We start from the raw sequence: 16,745 nt of genomic DNA on the forward strand, positions 1-16,745 counted from the left end.
CCGATGCGAAACCGGAATGCGGGATTCGAGGCTTGCAGCACGGCAAGCGTAGCCGCGAACGTCGTTGCCGGAAATCCGCGTCCGGCTTGCGCGCGCAACGACCGTCGCCGGAAATGCCGCTGTGCGAACCCCACTCCCGAATGCCGAATCCCGCGGCGCCTAGGCGCCGCTGCCCGACTCCACCGCGCGCCACTGCAGCGCGGCGCGATCGAGCACGCCGTTGACGTAGGTGTGGCCGTGTTCGGAGCCGAAGCGCTTGGCGGTCTCGATGGCCTCGTTGATCACCACCCGGTACGGCACGTCCTGACGATGCAGCAGCTCGTAGGCGGCCAGGCGCAGCACCGCGCGCTCGATCGCGTCCACTTCCTCGACCGTGCGGTCCAGGTAGCCGACCAGCGCCGCATCCAGTTCGGCGCGATGCTTGAGCACACCCTCGACCAGGTTCTCGAAATAGATCAGGTCGGCGAGTTCGTGCGCCTGCTCGTGCGCGAACTGCGCGATCACGTGCTGCGCGTTGCCGCCGGACATCTGCCAGGCGTAGATCGCCTGCAGCGCACGCCGGCGCGCGCGCGAACGCAGCACCGGGTCGACGCCGTCGCGGCGGGTGTGCCTGTGGCCAGCGGACTTGTTCACGGCAGCAGCTCCCAAAGATTGACCATCTCCAGCGCGCTCAGCGCCGCTTCCTCGCCCTTGTTGCCATGGCTGCCGCCGGCGCGCGCCTCGGCGTCCTCGACCCGTTCCACCGCCAGCACGCCGTTGAGCACCGGGATGCGGAAATCCAGCGACACCCTCAGCAGGCCGTCGGCGCAGCCATCGGCCACATGCTCGTAGTGGCGGGTGTCGCCGCGGATCACGCAGCCCAGCGCGACGATCGCCGCGTGCCGGCCGGCGGCGGCCACGCGCGCGGCGGCCAGCGGCAATTCCCACGCGCCAGGCACGCGGACCACGTCCACCGCGTCGTCGGCGATGCCGTTGCCGGACAGGCTCGCGCGCGCGCCTGCGACCAGCACGTCGGTGATGCGCGCGTTCCAGCGGCTGGCGATGATCGCGAAACGGACCGCGGCGGGAGCGCGGAGGTCGCCTTCGTAATGGGTCATGGCGGTGGCGGGTTCAGAGAATGGGCGAGTTTAGCAGGCGGCCTGCCCGGGACTCGGGACTCGGGACTCGGGACTCGGAAGAGCTTAGAGCACGGCGAACGCTTGCCCGCGGAGGCATCAGCCTTTTCCGGGTCCCGGGTCCCGGGTCCCGGGTCCCGGCTCCACATGCTCGACCACCTCCAGTCCGAACCCGGCCAGCCCGATCTGGCGGCGCGGCGTGCCCAGCACGCGCAACTTGCCCAGGCCCAGATCGGCCAGGATCTGGCTGCCGGCGCCGTTGCGCCGCCACTGTCCCACGTCCTTGCTGTTGGCGGCCACGTCGGGATGCTTGCGCAGCCGCGCCAGCAGCGCCTGGCTGTCACGCGGCACCGACAGCACCACCATCACCCCGCTGCCGGCCGCGGCGATCGCGCGCAGCGCGTCGCTGGAGGCCACGCCGAAATCGTCGCGGCGCCAGTGCAGCAGGTCGGCCAGCGGATTTTCCACCTGCACCCGCACCAGGGTCGGCGTCGCCGCGTCGGGCGTGCCGCGCACCAGCGCGAAATGCAGGTCGTGGGCGATGCGGTCGCGGTAGGTGACCAGGGTGAAGCCGCCGAACTCGGTCTCGATCGCCCGCTCGTCGATGCGCTCGACCGTGTGCTCGGTGGCCAGGCGGTAGGCGATCAGGTCGGCGATCGAGCCCATCTTCAAGCCATGCGCGCGCGCGAACAGCTCGAGTTCCGGACGGCGCGCCATGCTGCCATCGGGATTGAGGATTTCCACGAGCACCCCGGCCGGCTCCAGCCCGGCCAGTTCGGCCAGGTCGGCGGCCGCCTCGGTGTGGCCGGCACGGTTCAACACGCCGCCGGCCTGAGCGATCAGCGGAAAGATGTGGCCCGGCCGGCTGAGATCGCCGGGCTTGGCGTCCGGCCGGACCGCGGTGCGAATGGTGTGGGCGCGGTCGGCGGCGGAAATGCCGGTGGTGACGCCTTCTGCGGCTTCGATGCTGACGGTGAAGTTGGTCTGGAACTGCGCGGTATTGGCCTGCACCATCGGCGCCAGACCCAACTGCGCGCAGCGCGCCGGCGACATCGGCAGGCACACCAGGCCACGGCCGTGGGTGACCATGAAATTGATGTCCGACGCCTTGACCAGTTCGGCGGCCATGATCAGGTCGCCCTCGTTCTCGCGGTCCTCGTCGTCGACGATGACCACCATGCGGCCGACGCGGATTTCATCCAGCAGCTCGGGGACGGGGGCGAAGTTCAGGCTGGGGGTGGCGGATGGCGGCATGGCGGACTCGCGAGAAGACGGATGGCGCCGCCGCTGGCGGCGGCGCGGCGGTGACGGACCCGGCGCAGTTCAGCCCTGGCCGCCGCGCAGCAGGCGTTCGACGTAGCGCGCGACCAGGTCGATCTCCAGATTCACCGCCGCGCCGACGGCAGTGTGCGCGAACGCGGTATGCGCCAGCGTGTGCGGAATCAGCGCCGCCTCGAACCCGGCGGCGTCGGCGTCGTTGACGGTCAGGCTGACCCCGTCCACGCAGATCGAGCCCTTCCTGGCGACATAGCGCAGCAGCGCCGGCGGCGCGACGAAGCGCCAGCGCTGCGCGCGCGCGTCCTCGTGGATCGACACCACCGCGCCGAGGCCGTCGACATGGCCGCTGACCAGATGCCCGCCAAGCCGGTCGGTCGGGCGCATCGCCCGTTCCAGGTTCAGCGCCGCGCCTTCGGCGAGCGCGCCGAGCGTGGTCAGGGCCAGGGTTTCGGTGGACGCATCGGCCTGGAACGTGTCCGCATCGAAGGCGACGACGGTCAGGCACACGCCATTGACCGCGATGCTCTCGCCGAGCTCGACGTCGGCGAACGGCAGGCTGCCGGTGGCGAAGGTGAAGCGGACATCGCCGCCCTGCGGCTGGCGCGCGGCGAGACGGCCGACGCCTTCGATGATTCCAGTGAACATAAACGTTTCTCGCAAGCAGGGTGAGCGAAAAACGCCACAAGGCAAACAGGCGGACGCACAGCCGCCGGGCCGCGCGAACGCCGTCTTCTTTCATCCGGACTATACCGTCGGCTCCGGCATCGCACCGGATCTGCTGACCTTTCGCACCGGAGCCGCGCATGATGGCGCGGGGTTGCGTGCGAAAGCGCTCGCGGGCTCGCACGCTCGCGCATGCCTACCGCCGGTGGGGAATCGCACCCCGCCCTGAAGACGTTTGTGGTCGCCGGCGAACCGGCCCGCGCATTCTAGCAGGGCCGCCTGCACCGGCCCTGGCCGGTGGCCGCACCTCGGCGGGACAGTCTGCCGCGCGCGTACCGCGCCGCCCCGGTAGACTGTCAATCACCCGTCAAATCGCGCGCCGCGACAGGAGACACCGTTCCTTGGCCGCGCCCGGCGCGTCTGCCGACACCGCGCCGCGCCGCCGCCGTGCTCAGCGGGCCACCGGAACGTAGCGCAGCCGCAGATCCTGTCCCAGTTGCAGCGCCTCGTGCAGTTGCAGCGGCACGCGCTGCGCCAGCGTGTCGATGCCCAGGCCGGCCAGCAGCGGGCGCGCGTCGCCGCCGAGCAGCAGCGGCGCCAGGTACAGCAGCAGTTCGTCGACCAGGCCTGCGCGCAGCAGCGCGCCGCTCAGGGTCGCGCCGGCCTCGACCTGGACCTCGTTGATGCCGCGCGCGGCCAGCAGGCACAGCACCGCTTCCAGGTCGAACCGCCCCGCCCGCAGCGCGACCGCGGCGAATTCGGCCCCCGCCAGCGGCGGCGGCGCCAGTCCCGGCGCGTGCAGGTACAGGGTCGGCGCCGCGCCGTCGCGCACCTTCGCCTGCTGCAGCGTGCGCAGCCGCGCATCCAGCACCACGCGCAACGGCGGCAGCAGGTCGGCGCCGTCGTCCAGGCGCGCGGTCAGCGATGGATCGTCGGCCAGCACGGTGCCGGCGCCGGTCAGGATCGCCCCGGCGCGCGCGCGCCAGCGCTGCACGTCCTGGCGCGCGGCCGCGCCGGTGATCCACTTCGATTCGCCGCTGGCCAGCGCGGTGCGCCCGTCCAGGCTGGCGCCGAGCTTGAGCCGCAGCCACGGCCGGCCACGTTCCACCCGCGACAAAAAGCCGCGGTTCAGGGCGCGCGCCTGTACTTCCATCAGCCCGGATCCGACCGCGATGCCGGCCTCGCGCAGCAGCGCGAAACCGCCGCCGTTGACCTGCGGGAACGGGTCGGCCATCGCCGCCACCACCCGCGCCACCCCGGCCTCGATCAGCGCCAGCGCGCACGGCGGCGTGCGCCCGAAGTGCGCACACGGCTCCAGGGTCACGTAGACGGTGGCGCCACACGCGCCGACACCGGCCTGACGCAGTGCGAACACCTCCGCATGCGGGCCGCCGGCGCGCTGGTGAAAGCCCTCGCCCAGCACCTCGTCGTCGCGCACGATCACGCAGCCGACCATCGGGTTGGGACGCGTGGTGTAGGCGCCGCGCTCGGCCAGGCGCAGCGCCTGCGCCATGTAGCGATGGTCGGCGGCGGAGAAACCACTCATGCCGCCGGCGCGCCGGCGTCGATGCGCATCACCACCACCTGCAGCGGCCCCAGCGGCAGGTCCGCATGCCGCTGCCAGCCCAGGCGCCGGTAGAACGGCACCAACTGCGGCGCGCAGTACAGATACAGATCGCCGGCCCGCCGCCGCGCCGCGGCCTGCACGCAATGCGCGACCAGGTGCGCACCGACCCCGCCGCCGCGCGCCTGCGGGCGCACGTACAGCGTCGCCAGCCATGGCGAAAACTGGCGGATGCGCGCGTCGTCGTTGTGCAGCAGGCTGACCGAGCCCAGCCAATCGTCGCCGTCGAGCGCGATCCAGCTGGTCGGGATGCGGCGGTCGCAGCGATGGCTGCGCAGGTCGGCTGCGGCTTCGGCCACGTCCCATTCCGGCAGCAGCGCGCCGAAGGCCTGCAGGTGCTCGCGGGCCAGCGCCGGAATGTGCTGCGCCGCCTCGGCCACGCAGACGATGCGCATGCCGGTCAGCGCTTGCCGGCCTTGTCGGCCGGCTCGTCGGCGCGGACCAGGTCCAGCAGCGGCAATTGCTCGCTGCCCACCGGCAGTTCGCGCTCGAGCTTCTCGATCTCCTCGCGGAAATCGGCCACGTCCTGGAAGCTGCGGTACACCGAGGCGAAGCGCACATAGCCGACCTGGTCGAGCTTGCGCAGTTCGGCCATCACGTATTCACCGACCCGGATCGACGGCAGCTCGCGCTCGCCGGACATGCGCAACTGGTGCACCACCGCGCGCACCGCCGCCTCGATCTGCTCCTCGGCCACCGGCCGCTTCTGCAGCGCGCGATCGAAACTGGTGCGCAGCTTGCGCGCATCGAAGGCCTCGCGGCCGCCGTCGCTCTTGATCACCGTCGGCAGTTTCAGCTCGATCGTCTCCAGCGTGCTGAACCGCTCGCCGCACGCCTCGCACTCGCGGCGGCGGCGGATCGTCGCGCCATCCTCGGACACGCGCGAATCGATCACCCGGGTGTCGGTGTGCTGGCAGAAGGGGCAGTGCATCAGGAAAGCCGGGACCCGGGACCCGGGACCCGGGACTCGGGGAAAAGCGGAATGCATCGGCCGGCCGGCCCGATGGCCATGCCAGCGGATGAGGGAACCGGCGCTTTGCCGAGTCCCCGGTCCCCAGTCGCCAGTCCCGACAACTCAGCCATACACCGGATACGTCCTGCACTGCGCGGTCACCGCCTCGCGCACGCGGGCGATGACGGCGGCGTCGGTCGGGGCGTCGAGCACGTCGACGATCCAGTTGGCCAGGTCGATGCTGTCCTGCTCCAGGTAGCCGCGGGTGGTGATGGCCGGGGTGCCCAGGCGCAGGCCCGAGGTCACGAACGGCGAGCGCGGGTCGTTGGGCACCGCATTCTTGTTGACGGTGATGTGGGCCTTGCCCAGCGCCGCTTCCGCGTCCTTCCCGGACGCCTGCCTGCCGATCAGGTCCACCAGCATCAGGTGGTTCTCAGTGCCGCCGGAGACGATCTTGTAGCCGCGCGCGATCAGCGTGCCGGCCATCGCCTGCGCGTTCTTCACCACTTGCCGCTGGTAGTCCTTGAACTGCGGCTCCAGCGCTTCCTTGAACGCCACCGCCTTGGCCGCGATCACGTGCATCAGCGGACCGCCCTGGATGCCCGGGAACACGATCGACTGCAGCTTCTTGACCAGGTCCTCGCTCGCGCCCTGGGCCAGGATGATGCCGCCGCGCGGGCCGCGCAGGGTCTTGTGGGTGGTGGAGGTGACCACGTGCGCGTGCGGCAGCGGGCTCGGGTACACGCCGGCGGCGACCAGGCCGGCCACGTGCGCCATGTCCACGAACAGGAACGCGCCGACCTGGTCGGCGATGGCGCGGAAGCGCGCCCAGTCGATCCACTGCGAGTACGCGGAGAACCCCGCCACCACCATCTTCGGCTTGTGCTGCAGCGCCAGCCGCTCCACCGCGCCGTAGTCGATCAGGCCCTGCTCGTTCACCCCGTACTGCACCGCGTCGAACAGCTTGCCGGAGGCGTTGACCTTGGCCCCGTGGGTCAGGTGCCCGCCGTGGGCCAGCGACATGCCCAGGATGGTGTCGCCCGGCTGCAGCAGCGCGAAGTACACCGCCTGGTTGGCCTGCGAGCCGCTGTGCGGCTGCACGTTGGCATAGTCTGCGCCGAACAGTTGCTTGACCCGGTCGATCGCCAGCTGCTCGGCGACGTCGACGAACTCGCAGCCGCCGTAGTAGCGCTTGCCCGGATAGCCCTCGGCGTACTTGTTGGTCAGTTGGCTGCCCTGCGCCTGCATCACCCGCGGGCTGCAGTAGTTCTCGCTGGCGATCAGCTCGACATGGTCTTCCTGGCGGCCGGCTTCGGCGGCGATGGCCTGGGCCAGTTCGGGATCGTAGGTTTCGATGCGGGCGTCGCGCGGGAACATCGGGTCTCCGGGGCAGGGACAAAAGGCAGACCGCTAGTTTAAGCCCGGCGCGGCGCCGGCGGCGAACCAAAACGACGACGGCCTCGCGGAGGGGAGGCTGTCGTGGCGTTGCGGGGGGCGCGGTTCAGTGGCCATTGAGCACCAGGTCGGCGATGACGCCGGTGGCGATGGCGACCAGCAACAGGTTGCCGCGGTCGTCGCGGACCCAGTGGTAGCCGCGGGGCGGGCGGCGCAGTTCGTAGCGCGGGTCGTCGTTGACCACGTAGACCGGGCCGCGGTCGTCGTGGCGATAGCGCTCGCCGCGTGCCCAGTAGTGCGGACGCGGCGGCGCGGGACGGTAGTCGCCGTCGCCGCGGCCGTTCCGGTACGCCTGGCGGTAACCGTCGCGATAGCCCTCGCGGTAGTAGCGGCGGTCGTCGTGGCCGTCGCGGTCGCGGTCGCCGCGGTCGTTCCAGCCGTAGCCATAGCGGTCGCGGCCGTCCCAGCCGTCGCGGGCGAAGGCCGGCGGCGCCATCGAGCCCAGCGCCAGCAGGGACGCAAGGGCAAGGGTGGCAATGCGTTTGATGTTCATGGCAGCTCCGTCACTTAATTGTTGGCACGACTGCATTCATGCGCTTGCCGTCTGAACCGCATCCGGCTGGAACCGGTTATGTATTCAGCCTGACCGCAACGGGTAGGCGCGCATTCATCCCGTGCCTGCGGATGCGGCCGAAGCGCCTTGCCTTCGATCGTGCGAACCCGATACCGGCCGCGTCCGGGGACCATGGCCAGGAGCGCATGGCGGCGAACGAACCGCCGCTGCCGCTTGTGCAAGGCCGACGCGCCCGCACTCAGCGCCGTGCCGTACGCCGGGCTCCGGCGCCGTGGCGACGGGCAATTGCGCATGCAACTGCGACAGCGCCGCCTGCGCCGCCTCGTCGGCAGGCAGGTAGACCACCCGCCGGTTGCCGTTGCGCGGCGCCGATCACCAGTTCACCTGGTGCAGTTGCAACTCGCCCAGTTGCGGGTGGCGGAACCGCTTGACCTGGTTTTCCACCGCACGCACCTCGCGGCGCTGCCGCCACAACGTGTCGAATTCGGCGGACGCCGCGCAGTAGCGCGCCAACAGGCGCTCCCACGCCGGCTCGCCCAGGTGTTCGCCCATCGCTGCGTGCAACAACGCCACCATGTGCCGCAGGACGCTCTCGTCATCGACCAAGCTGGCGCGCCAGCGCGGGTTGGTGAACGCCTGGTAGACGCAGTTGCGGTCGGCTTCCGGCAGGTCGGCCAGGGTCACGCCCATCAGCCGTTCGAAGGCGACATTGGTGCAGAGGATGTCGAAGCGCGGATTCTGCAGCATCGCAGGCCATGGCGCGAGCTGGTCGAGCAGCATGCACGCGGTGCCGGTCGCCCGCTCGCACAGCGGCAACGCCGCCGCGGCTCCGGCGGCGCCCAGGCCGGCCAGCGCCAGCACGTGGCAGGTCTCGACGTCCGAGCACTGCAAGGCGCCGGCGATGGCGATCAGCACCCGCGCGGAGGCGCGCACCGGCCGCCCTTGTTCGAGCCAGGCGTACCAGGTCACGCCGACCTCGGCGAGCTGTTCAGTCCGGGCATTAGATGGATCGGGTCGACCTCGAACCGGCCGGGTTCGGATGTCCACTGTTTGCGAATGAATTCGTACGGCGTCAGCCCCTTCAGGGTCTTGAGCCTGCGGCCGAAGGTGTAGGCATCGATGTCGGCTAGGTGCTGGCGCAACTGCGCGCGATCGTCGTCGTGGAAGCGTTTGAGGGTGGCTTCCTCGATGGTCCGGTTCATCCGCTCGAGCTGCCCGTTGGTCCACCGATGTTTGACCTTGGTCAATCGGTGTTCGATGCCGGGTTCCAGATCAGCGCCGCGCACGAACGGCGCGGGCTGTTCCCGGTGGATCGGATCATCCCCCACGGCCTGTCGCAAGACGGCCGCTTCCTTCACGTCGCCGTGGCCGGCGCGCACTCGGACATCGGCGGCAGCTACCTGCGCGGCGGCCTGGGCGTGCGCAGCCTCAATCTGATGACCGATTACCACAATGGCCTGCTCGGCGAGCCGTGGTTGCCGCGCCTGCACGCCCCGGCCGATCCGCGCATGAACGTGATCCACCGCTCCGAGGAGGGCAATGCCTTGTTCCGCCTCGCCCCCAGGCTGGACCGCGCCAGCGCCGCCGGACAGGTGCGCCAGCTCACCGCCGACCATGCGCGCCACGCGCCGCCGGGCGTCGTCTCCATGCCGTGGCGCACGCGCCCGAACCGCTTGCGGCGCAGATGCGGCAACTGGTTGGATCGGCACGCCGCGTGCAGCCCACCGCGACCGTGGCCGATCCTGCGCTGACCGAGGGCGACACCCTGGCCGCGCGCCTGCGGCGCACCGGCCATGTGGACTTCACGCCCTACGCAGCGCCCCTGCGCGACCGCCCCGGCGTCAAGGCGGTCGGCGCGCTGGGCGTGGCGGCCAGCCTGTACGACGCCAAGCAATCCGGCGAGACAATCGGCGACCTGCTCTCGCACGACAACCCGCTCGCCGCCCGATCGGAACTGGTCCACTTCGCCGGGCGCAACGTCGGCGGCTGGGCCGGCGGCACTGCCGCGGCGTATGCGTTGGGCAGTGCCGGCGCCGGTCCGATGGGACTGATCGCGGCCGACGCCTACTTCATGAGCCAGGTCGGCGAGCAAGCCGCCGACTTGCTCGATAACCGCGCCATCTACCACCAAACCGACCGCGACGGCACGCCCTGGGCCTTCGACGGCCGCGCCTGGTCGCGCCAGGGCATGGCCGACACCACCAGCGACGGGGTGAACAAGCCGATCCCCACGCCGATCCTCGCCAGCGACGAGAAGGCGCGCGAGTTGAACTCTCTCGCCACCAACGCCGCGACCGCACTGGCGCTGAAGGCCGCGCCGCACCCCGACGATCCCTTCCGACTCCCCGCCAAGGCCAGCGACCGCCCCAGCCTGAGTCGCGCCGACTGGACCCGCGATGCCGCCGACGGCCAGTGGCATCGCCAGGTCAAGACCGGCGTGTCCGGGGAAAACAACCGCGGCCTCTACGAACAGCAGACCGCATCGCCAGCGCGTGCGGCCGACCTGGACGCGCAGGCCGCGGCCGTCGTTGCGCGCAACCTCGCCAACGGCCCCGGCGCCATCGCCGCGCGCTATGAACTGGCCTACCACCGCAGCGGCTGGTCCGCCGATGGGTATCCGATGTCCCCGGCGGTACAGCAGGCGTTGCCCGATCCGGATGCGCTGAACGCTTCCGATGGCAAGCGCTACCGTCGCGATGCCGAGGGCCAGTGGACGAGCAACGGCGTCCGCGCCGATGGCAATCTGGCGCTGGAACTGGACACGACACGCGCGCTGCTGCAACCGGCGCTGGCCGAACACGCCCAGGCCATGGCCGCCCTTGCGCAGGCGCCGCCGACGCCGCAGGACCTGCAACGCGAGCAGACCCTGTACCGCTACCGCATCGTCGGGACCGAACTCAACCCGGACTGGCGCGAGGCGATCGATCTGGCGATGCAGCGCACACGCCAGGGGCAAGGGCTGACCGGCGATGGCGCGGTGCAGTTGCAGCGCGGGCCGGGCGGTGCGCTGGGTGCAGACAGCCCCATCGTCCATCTGCAACGCGGTGCAGACGGCGTGGAGCGCATCGCCGCCGTCACCGGCACCGAGGACATCCGGCAGGCGCTGGACGAGGTCCGGGCGCGCCGGCAAGCCCCGTCGCTCTCGGACATGCCGACGCCGCCGCAGGCGTCCATGGCGCACGCCTGCGACGGGGCGGCCGACACGGATGGCTCGGCCTCCGACCCCGCTTCCAGCCCGCAGCACGTGCTCGACGTGCAGGCGCAAACCCAGGCGGCCAGCGCCGCGCGGCAGCGCCAGGAACGCGAACGGCAGCAACGCCAGGCCCAGGAGCAGCAGATCGCGCAGGCGCCCGAGCACGCATTGGTGCAGGCGGCCCATGCGGAAAAGGCGCCTACTGCACAGGCGCTGCAGGCGCCTGCGGCACTCGAACATCGAAGCCAAGCGTTGCAGCAGCGCGAACAGGAGCAGCGCCTGGCCCAGCAGGCCCAGCAGCACGAACAGCAGCAGCGCCTGGCCCAGGAGGCCCAGCAACGCGAACAGCAGCAGCGCCAGTCCCAGGAAGTCCAGCAACACGAACAGCAGCAGCGCCTAGCCCAGGAAGCCCAGCAGCACGAACAGCAGCAGCGCCAGCCCCGGGAAGTCCAGCAACGCGAACAGCAGCAGCGTGATGTGCAGCAACGCCTGGCCCAGGACACGCGGGAGCCACCGGCACAGCGCCGGCAACCGCAGCAGGCCGAGGCGTCCGACCCGCAGGAAACGCAACGCCAGCCAATGCAGGAACGCCGCACACACGATGCGCCGCCAGCGTCGTTGCAAACGGCGCCGATCGCGGCGGCATCGCCGGCAGCCCGGCAACCCGATGCACGGGCGCATCCCACGCAAGCGCCGCCGCTCGTGCAGGCGCCGGCCACGCGCGACGACACGCCGCTTCAACCGCGCGAAGAACCGGTGCAGGCGCCCCGGCTCCAGTCGCCGCACGCGGCACCGCACGCATCCCACGCACCACCGCTGGCCGCAGAGCGCAACGACGCTCCGCCCGCACCGCAGACGCAGACGCCTGCGCCGGATGCGCCAATGGTCCACCATGAGCCAGCCCTGCCGGCGCCATCGCCCGCCCACCTTGCGCAAGCGCCCGTGCCATCCCCGGGGGCGCACGCCGCCGACCGCGCCACCGGCACGGCCGACCAGGCGCAGCCTGCGCGCCGAGCTGCCCCGGCCTCCCCGGAGCAGGCGCATGCCCCCCCACACCGCCCCCGAGCCGGGCAGCGCCGAATCCTGGGAGGAAATACTGCACACGATGCGGGCGCTGCGCATCCAGATCGAACGCGACCTGCAAGATAACGCCTGCAAGACCTCATCGCGCAGCGGCTACAGGGACTGCATGGCGCGGTCGACGACGCCGGCCAGAAGGTCGATCGGGTCGTGGAGAACGCACTGCCGCGGCTGACGCACTTGACGGAACAGGCGCTGTCGGTGGCGCTGGAACCGGCGGCGGAGCGGTTCGGTCGCCAATTGTCCAGCGCCGAGCAGACCCTGCACCGCGCCACGCAGGACTATGCGCAGGCGCAGCACTGCATGCAGGCCACGGCCACGCGGCGCCTGTGGATGGCCTCCATCGCACTGCTGGTGGCGAGCTGCATGGGGCTGTGCGCCGTGGCGTACGCGCTCCACAGCGCCAGGGACACCCTGGCCCAGGCCGCGCAGCGCCGGGCGGAAATCGCCTATCTGGATCGCGTCGCGCGTGCCGACCTGGTGGCCTGCGGCGAAGACAGGCTTTGCGGCAACTTCGAGAAGAAGGGGCCGCGCTATGGCCATCAAGGTCGATATCGCGTGATCGCCTTGCGCCAATCCACCCCGCGCTAACGCGGGCTGGGTGATCGTATGCGGATGGCAGACGCGCTCCCCCTCCGACCGCCGCCGCCGCGCCTGGACGATGCCTGCGCATTATTCCTGGACGTGGACGGCACCCTCGTCGCTTTCGCCGACCGTCCCGACGCTGTGCACCTGCTGCCCGAGGTGCGCGCGGCGATCGGCCGCATCAGCGACCGCCTGCACGGCGCGCTGGCGCTGGTCAGCGGCCGTCCGCTGGCGCAACTGGATGCGCTGTTCGCGCCGTTGCGCTTGCCGGCCGCCGGACTGCACGGCCACGAACTGCGCAGCGACCGCAACGCGCGCGCGGCCATGCCGGCCGATACCTCGCAGTGGCTGCATGCGCTGCACCAGCGCGCCGCGCACCTGCACCAGACCTGGCCCGGCGTGCTGGTCGAGGACAAGGGCGCGAGCCTGGCGCTGCACTGGCGCGCCGCGCCCGACGCCGGCGCGCAGATCCTGGCCTTCGCCCAGGCGCAGATCGGCGCGCTGCCCGGCTACCGCCTGCAACTCGGCGACCACGTGGTCGAGTTCGTGCCCGAAGGCAGCGACAAGGGCCTGGCGGTGACCGCGCTGCTGCAGCACCCGCCGTTCCAGGGCCGGCGTCCAGTGTTCGTCGGCGACGACCTCACCGACGAGTTCGGCTTCGCCGCGGCCAACCGCCACGGCGGCTGGAGCGTGCTGGTCGGCGCCCGTGCCGACAGCGCGGCGACGTTCGCGCTGCCCGATACACACGGCGTACACGCATGGTTGCGCGACAACGCCGCGTGAGCGCGGCGGTTCCGACAGCACGCGCCGCGCCATCGCCCCGCGCCCTTTCCCCGACGCCGCACAAGGACATGCCCCTCCATGAGTTCCCCCAACCTCGACCTCGGCGTGATCGGCAACGGCAGTTTCGGCGCACTGGTCGACAAGCAGGCGCGCGTGGTGTGGAGCTGCCTGCCGGCCTTCGACGGCGATCCGGCGTTCTGCGCGCTGCTGTCGCCGCGCGACCATGCCGGCGGCGATTTCAGCATCGAACTGGAGGATTTCGCCGACAGCGAGCAACACTACCTAGCCAATACCGCGATCCTGCGCACGGTGCTGCGCGACGCCCACGGCGGCGCGGTGGAAGTGATCGACTTCGCGCCGCGCTGGCGCAACCACGGCCGCTTCTACCGGCCGGTCAGCATCATCCGCCAGGTGCGGCCGCTGGCCGGCAACCCGCGCATCCGTGTGCTGGCGCGACCGCTGGCCGACTGGGGCGCGCGCCAACCGGAATGCACCTGGGGCAGCAACCACGTGCGCTGGCTGCTGCCGGATTTCACCCTGCGCCTGACCACCGACGTGCCGGTGCGCTTCATCCGCGACGAGTTGCCGTTCGTGCTCAACCATCCGGTCAACCTGATGCTCGGCGTGGACGAATCGCTGACCCGTTCGCTGACCGGCTACATCCAGGAGGCGCAGGAACGCACTGAGGAATACTGGCGCGAATGGGTGCGCTACCTGTCGGTGCCGCTGGACTGGCAGGACGCGGTGATCCGCAGCGCGATCACCCTGAAACTGTGCCAGTACGAGGACAGCGGCGCGATCATCGCGGCGATGACCACCTCCATCCCCGAAGCGCCGGACACCCCGCGCAACTGGGACTACCGCTATTGCTGGCTGCGCGACGCCGCCTTCGTGGTGCGCGCGCTGAACCGGCTCGGCGCCACCCGCACGATGGAGCAGTTCCTCGGCTACATCTTCAACATCGCCACCACCGACGGCAGCCTGCAGCCGCTGTACGGCATCGGCTTTGAGGCGGCGCTGGAGGAGCACGAGGTCGAATCGCTGGCCGGCTACCGCGGCATGGGCCCGGTGCGGCGCGGCAACCTGGCCTGGATCCAGCAGCAGCACGACGTGTACGGCAGCGTGGTGCTGGCCTCCACCCAGCTGTTCTTCGACCTGCGCCTGAAGGATCCCGGCGATGCCGACACCTTCCTGCGCCTGGAACCGCTGGGCGAGCGCGCATTCGCGCTGCACGACGTGCCCGACGCCGGGCTGTGGGAGTTCCGTGGCCGCGCCGAGGTGCACACCTACACCAGCGCGATGTGCTGGGCCGCCTGCGACCGCCTGGCCAAGATCGCCGCGCGGCTGGGCCTAGACGCGCGCGTGGCGCACTGGCGCGAGCGCGCCGAGCGCATCCATGCGCGGGTGCTGGCCGATGCGTGGAACCCGCAGCTGGGCCACTTCACCGACGCCTTCAACGGCCACCGCCTGGACGCCTCGTTGCTGCTGCTGGCCGACATCGGCTTCATCGGCCCGGAGGATCCGCGCTTCGTGGCCACGGTCGAGGCGATCGGCCGCGACCTCAAGCACGGCGACGCACTGTACCGCTACGTGGCCCCGGACGACTTCGGCGAGCCGGAGACCAGCTTCACCATCTGCACCTTCTGGTACATCGACGCGCTGGCCGCGATCGGGCGCAAGGACGAGGCGCGCGAGCTGTTCGAGCGCATCCTCGCGCGCCGCAACCACCTGGGCCTGCTGTCGGAGGATCTGGCCTTCGACGGCGGCGAAGCCTGGGGTAATTTCCCGCAAACCTATTCGCACGTCGGCCTGATCATCGCCGCGATGCGATTGTCGCGCAGCTGGCAGGAGGCGTCATGAGCAGATTGGTGGTGGTATCCAACCGCGTGGCCTTGCCCGGCGAGAACCGCGCCGGCGGCCTGGCGGTGGGCTTGCTCGCCGCGTTGAAAGAACGCGGCGGGGTCTGGTTCGGCTGGAGCGGCAAGACCGTGCGCGGCGACAGCGGCGCGATGCACGAGCAGACCCAGGGCGACATCCGCTTCGTCACCATGGACCTCAACCGCGCCGACCTGGACGCGTACTACAACGGCTTCGCCAACCGCACGCTGTGGCCGCTGCTGCACTTCCGCCTGGACCTGGTCGACTACGACCGCGCCACCCGCGAAGGCTACCGCCGGGTCAACGCGATGTTCGCCGAGAAGCTGGCGCCGCTGCTGCGCGAAGACGACACGGTGTGGATCCACGACTACCACCTGATCCCGCTGGCCGCGCTGTTGCGCGAGCGCGGCATCGGCTGCCGCATCGGCTTCTTCCTGCACGTGCCGTTCCCCTCGGCCGACCTGATCCAGGCCCTGCCCGACCACGCGCGGCTGTTCTCCGGCTTCTACGCCTACGACCTGGTCGGCTTCCAGACCCAGCGCGACGTGGACCGCTTCCAGGCCTACGTGCGCCTGTTCGGCGGCGGCAAGGTGATCAAGGACGGCGTGCTGGAAGCGCCCGGCGGGCGCCACTTCCGCGCCGAGAAGTTCCCGATCGGCATCGACACCGAACTGATCGCGCAGCAGGCGCGCGCGGCGGTGGGCAAGCCGGCGGTGCGCGACCTGCGCAGCAGCCTGCGCGACCGCCAGCTGGCGATCGGCGTGGACCGGCTGGACTACTCCAAGGGCCTGCCCGAGCGCTTCCTCGGCTTCGAGCGCTACCTGGAACGGCATCAGGACCAGTGCGGCAGCCTGACCTATCTGCAGATCGCACCGGTCTCGCGCGGCGATGTCACCGAATACAAGCAACTGCGCAACCAGCTCGAACAGATCGCCGGGCACATCAACGGCGGCCACGCCGAGCCGGACTGGACCCCGCTGCGCTACGTCAACCGCAACTTCACCCACGCCACCCTGACCGGCTTCTACCGCGCCGCCCAGGTCGGCCTGGTGACGCCGCTGCGCGATGGTATGAACCTGGTGGCCAAGGAATACGTGGCTGCGCAGGATCCGAAAAATCCTGGCGTACTGGTACTGTCGCTGCTGGCCGGCGCGGCCGACGAACTGAAGGAAGCGCTGCTGGTCAACCCGCACGACCTGGATGGCGTCGCCGATGCGATCGCCACCGCCGCCTCGCTGCCCAAGGCCAAGCGCATCGAACGCTGGCAGACGATGATGGAGCACCTGCGCAAGAACGACATCGGCGCCTGGCGACAGCGCTATCTGCAGGCGCTGGAGGGCTAGAACATTCTCGACTCAGGTGGTGGCATGTGCGCATGAAGCGAAGCAGTTGGCGCATGCGTGCAGCGCAAGCGCACCCGGTGACCTGCCGATCTCAGTGCGCAGAGCGTCCGCGGTTTGCTTGGCCGCCTGGCGCAACGGGAGCTTGCGTTTGGAGACGGTCTTCTGGATAGCATGGAGGTCGGGAGGATGCCCTGGCAACCAGCACAGGGCGACTCGCATCGCTGCCAACAGGCGCGCATGGTTGGCGTCCTCGGCGGGGACCGCGGCCAATGTGCTGTCTGT

General features: G+C 70.7%; 16 protein-coding genes, 1 pseudogene and 1 riboswitch. Of the genes and pseudogenes, 6 read left to right on the forward strand and 11 right to left on the reverse strand.

Annotation, left to right across the window (positions count from 1 at the left end):
- Positions 1–159: 159 nt before the first annotated feature.
- The 11 genes and pseudogenes from nusB to G4Q83_RS13965 form a co-directional block, all read right to left on the reverse strand.
- Entirely contained in the window at positions 160–633 is a 474-nt protein-coding gene (gene nusB / locus G4Q83_RS13915; protein ID WP_128418910.1) for a transcription antitermination factor NusB, read from the reverse strand.
- Entirely contained in the window at positions 630–1,097 is a 468-nt protein-coding gene (gene ribH / locus G4Q83_RS13920) for a 6,7-dimethyl-8-ribityllumazine synthase (RefSeq protein ID WP_128418911.1), read from the reverse strand. Before ribH ends, nusB begins: the two co-directional genes overlap by 4 nt.
- Before the next feature lie 117 nt (positions 1,098–1,214).
- Entirely contained in the window at positions 1,215–2,345 is a 1,131-nt protein-coding gene (gene ribB / locus G4Q83_RS13925; RefSeq protein ID WP_128418972.1) for a 3,4-dihydroxy-2-butanone-4-phosphate synthase, read from the reverse strand.
- Between the two features lie 93 nt (positions 2,346–2,438).
- The gene (locus tag G4Q83_RS13930) at positions 2,439–3,038 is read right to left on the reverse strand and encodes a riboflavin synthase (RefSeq protein ID WP_128418912.1); all 600 of its coding nucleotides are present in this window, start codon (positions 3,036–3,038) and stop codon (positions 2,439–2,441) included.
- Between the two features lie 78 nt (positions 3,039–3,116).
- A riboswitch (FMN riboswitch) is annotated at positions 3,117–3,293 on the reverse strand.
- A 214-nt stretch (positions 3,294–3,507) separates the two neighbouring features.
- The gene (ribD, locus tag G4Q83_RS13935) at positions 3,508–4,602 is read right to left on the reverse strand and encodes a bifunctional diaminohydroxyphosphoribosylaminopyrimidine deaminase/5-amino-6-(5-phosphoribosylamino)uracil reductase RibD (RefSeq protein WP_128418913.1); all 1,095 of its coding nucleotides are present in this window, start codon (positions 4,600–4,602) and stop codon (positions 3,508–3,510) included.
- On the reverse strand, positions 4,599–5,084 hold the full coding sequence (locus G4Q83_RS13940; protein ID WP_185817439.1) for a GNAT family N-acetyltransferase: 486 nt from the start codon (positions 5,082–5,084) through the stop codon (positions 4,599–4,601). Before G4Q83_RS13940 ends, ribD begins: the two co-directional genes overlap by 4 nt.
- Complete coding sequence (gene nrdR / locus G4Q83_RS13945; RefSeq protein ID WP_128418915.1) at positions 5,081–5,611, reverse strand: transcriptional regulator NrdR; 531 nt, start codon at positions 5,609–5,611, stop codon at positions 5,081–5,083. Before nrdR ends, G4Q83_RS13940 begins: the two co-directional genes overlap by 4 nt.
- 144 nt (positions 5,612–5,755) lie before the next feature.
- Positions 5,756–7,009, reverse strand: coding sequence for a serine hydroxymethyltransferase (gene glyA / locus G4Q83_RS13950; RefSeq protein WP_128418916.1), 1,254 nt, complete (start codon positions 7,007–7,009; stop codon positions 5,756–5,758).
- A 124-nt stretch (positions 7,010–7,133) separates the two neighbouring features.
- The gene (locus G4Q83_RS13955) at positions 7,134–7,580 is read right to left on the reverse strand and encodes an RcnB family protein (RefSeq protein WP_128418917.1); all 447 of its coding nucleotides are present in this window, start codon (positions 7,578–7,580) and stop codon (positions 7,134–7,136) included.
- 393 nt (positions 7,581–7,973) lie between these two features.
- Positions 7,974–8,570 carry an MmyB family transcriptional regulator gene (locus tag G4Q83_RS13960; protein ID WP_128418918.1) on the reverse strand — a complete coding sequence of 199 codons (597 nt, stop codon included), beginning with the start codon at positions 8,568–8,570 and terminating at the stop codon, positions 7,974–7,976.
- A pseudogene (locus G4Q83_RS13965) lies at positions 8,567–8,860 on the reverse strand (integrase core domain-containing protein); the annotation flags it as partial. The pseudogene G4Q83_RS13965 and the gene G4Q83_RS13960, both read right to left, overlap by 4 nt.
- Before the next feature lie 105 nt (positions 8,861–8,965).
- Here G4Q83_RS13965 and G4Q83_RS23440 point away from each other — a divergent pair.
- From G4Q83_RS23440 to otsA, 6 genes are all read left to right on the forward strand, one after another.
- Complete coding sequence (locus tag G4Q83_RS23440; protein ID WP_246432102.1) at positions 8,966–9,352, forward strand: hypothetical protein; 387 nt, start codon at positions 8,966–8,968, stop codon at positions 9,350–9,352.
- The gene (locus tag G4Q83_RS23445) at positions 9,316–11,943 is read left to right on the forward strand and encodes a hypothetical protein (protein ID WP_246432103.1); all 2,628 of its coding nucleotides are present in this window, start codon (positions 9,316–9,318) and stop codon (positions 11,941–11,943) included. The genes G4Q83_RS23440 and G4Q83_RS23445 overlap by 37 nt, the downstream gene beginning before the upstream one ends.
- Positions 11,944–12,024: 81 nt before the next feature.
- Positions 12,025–12,465 (forward strand): hypothetical protein, encoded by a 441-nt coding sequence (locus G4Q83_RS13980; RefSeq protein WP_246432104.1) that lies wholly within the window; start codon positions 12,025–12,027, stop codon positions 12,463–12,465.
- A gap of 24 nt (positions 12,466–12,489) precedes the next feature.
- Positions 12,490–13,242: a trehalose-phosphatase gene (otsB, locus tag G4Q83_RS13985; protein WP_128418921.1), complete on the forward strand. Its 753-nt coding sequence runs from the start codon at positions 12,490–12,492 to the stop codon at positions 13,240–13,242.
- 78 nt (positions 13,243–13,320) lie between these two features.
- Complete coding sequence (locus tag G4Q83_RS13990) at positions 13,321–15,102, forward strand: glycoside hydrolase family 15 protein (RefSeq protein ID WP_128418922.1); 1,782 nt, start codon at positions 13,321–13,323, stop codon at positions 15,100–15,102.
- Positions 15,099–16,463 (forward strand): alpha,alpha-trehalose-phosphate synthase (UDP-forming), encoded by a 1,365-nt coding sequence (otsA, locus tag G4Q83_RS13995; protein WP_128418923.1) that lies wholly within the window; start codon positions 15,099–15,101, stop codon positions 16,461–16,463. The genes G4Q83_RS13990 and otsA overlap by 4 nt, the downstream gene beginning before the upstream one ends.
- The last annotated feature ends 282 nt before the right edge of the window (positions 16,464–16,745 follow it).

Source organism: Xanthomonas theicola (assembly GCF_014236795.1).
Classification (GTDB): Bacteria; Pseudomonadota; Gammaproteobacteria; order Xanthomonadales; family Xanthomonadaceae; genus Xanthomonas_A; species Xanthomonas_A theicola.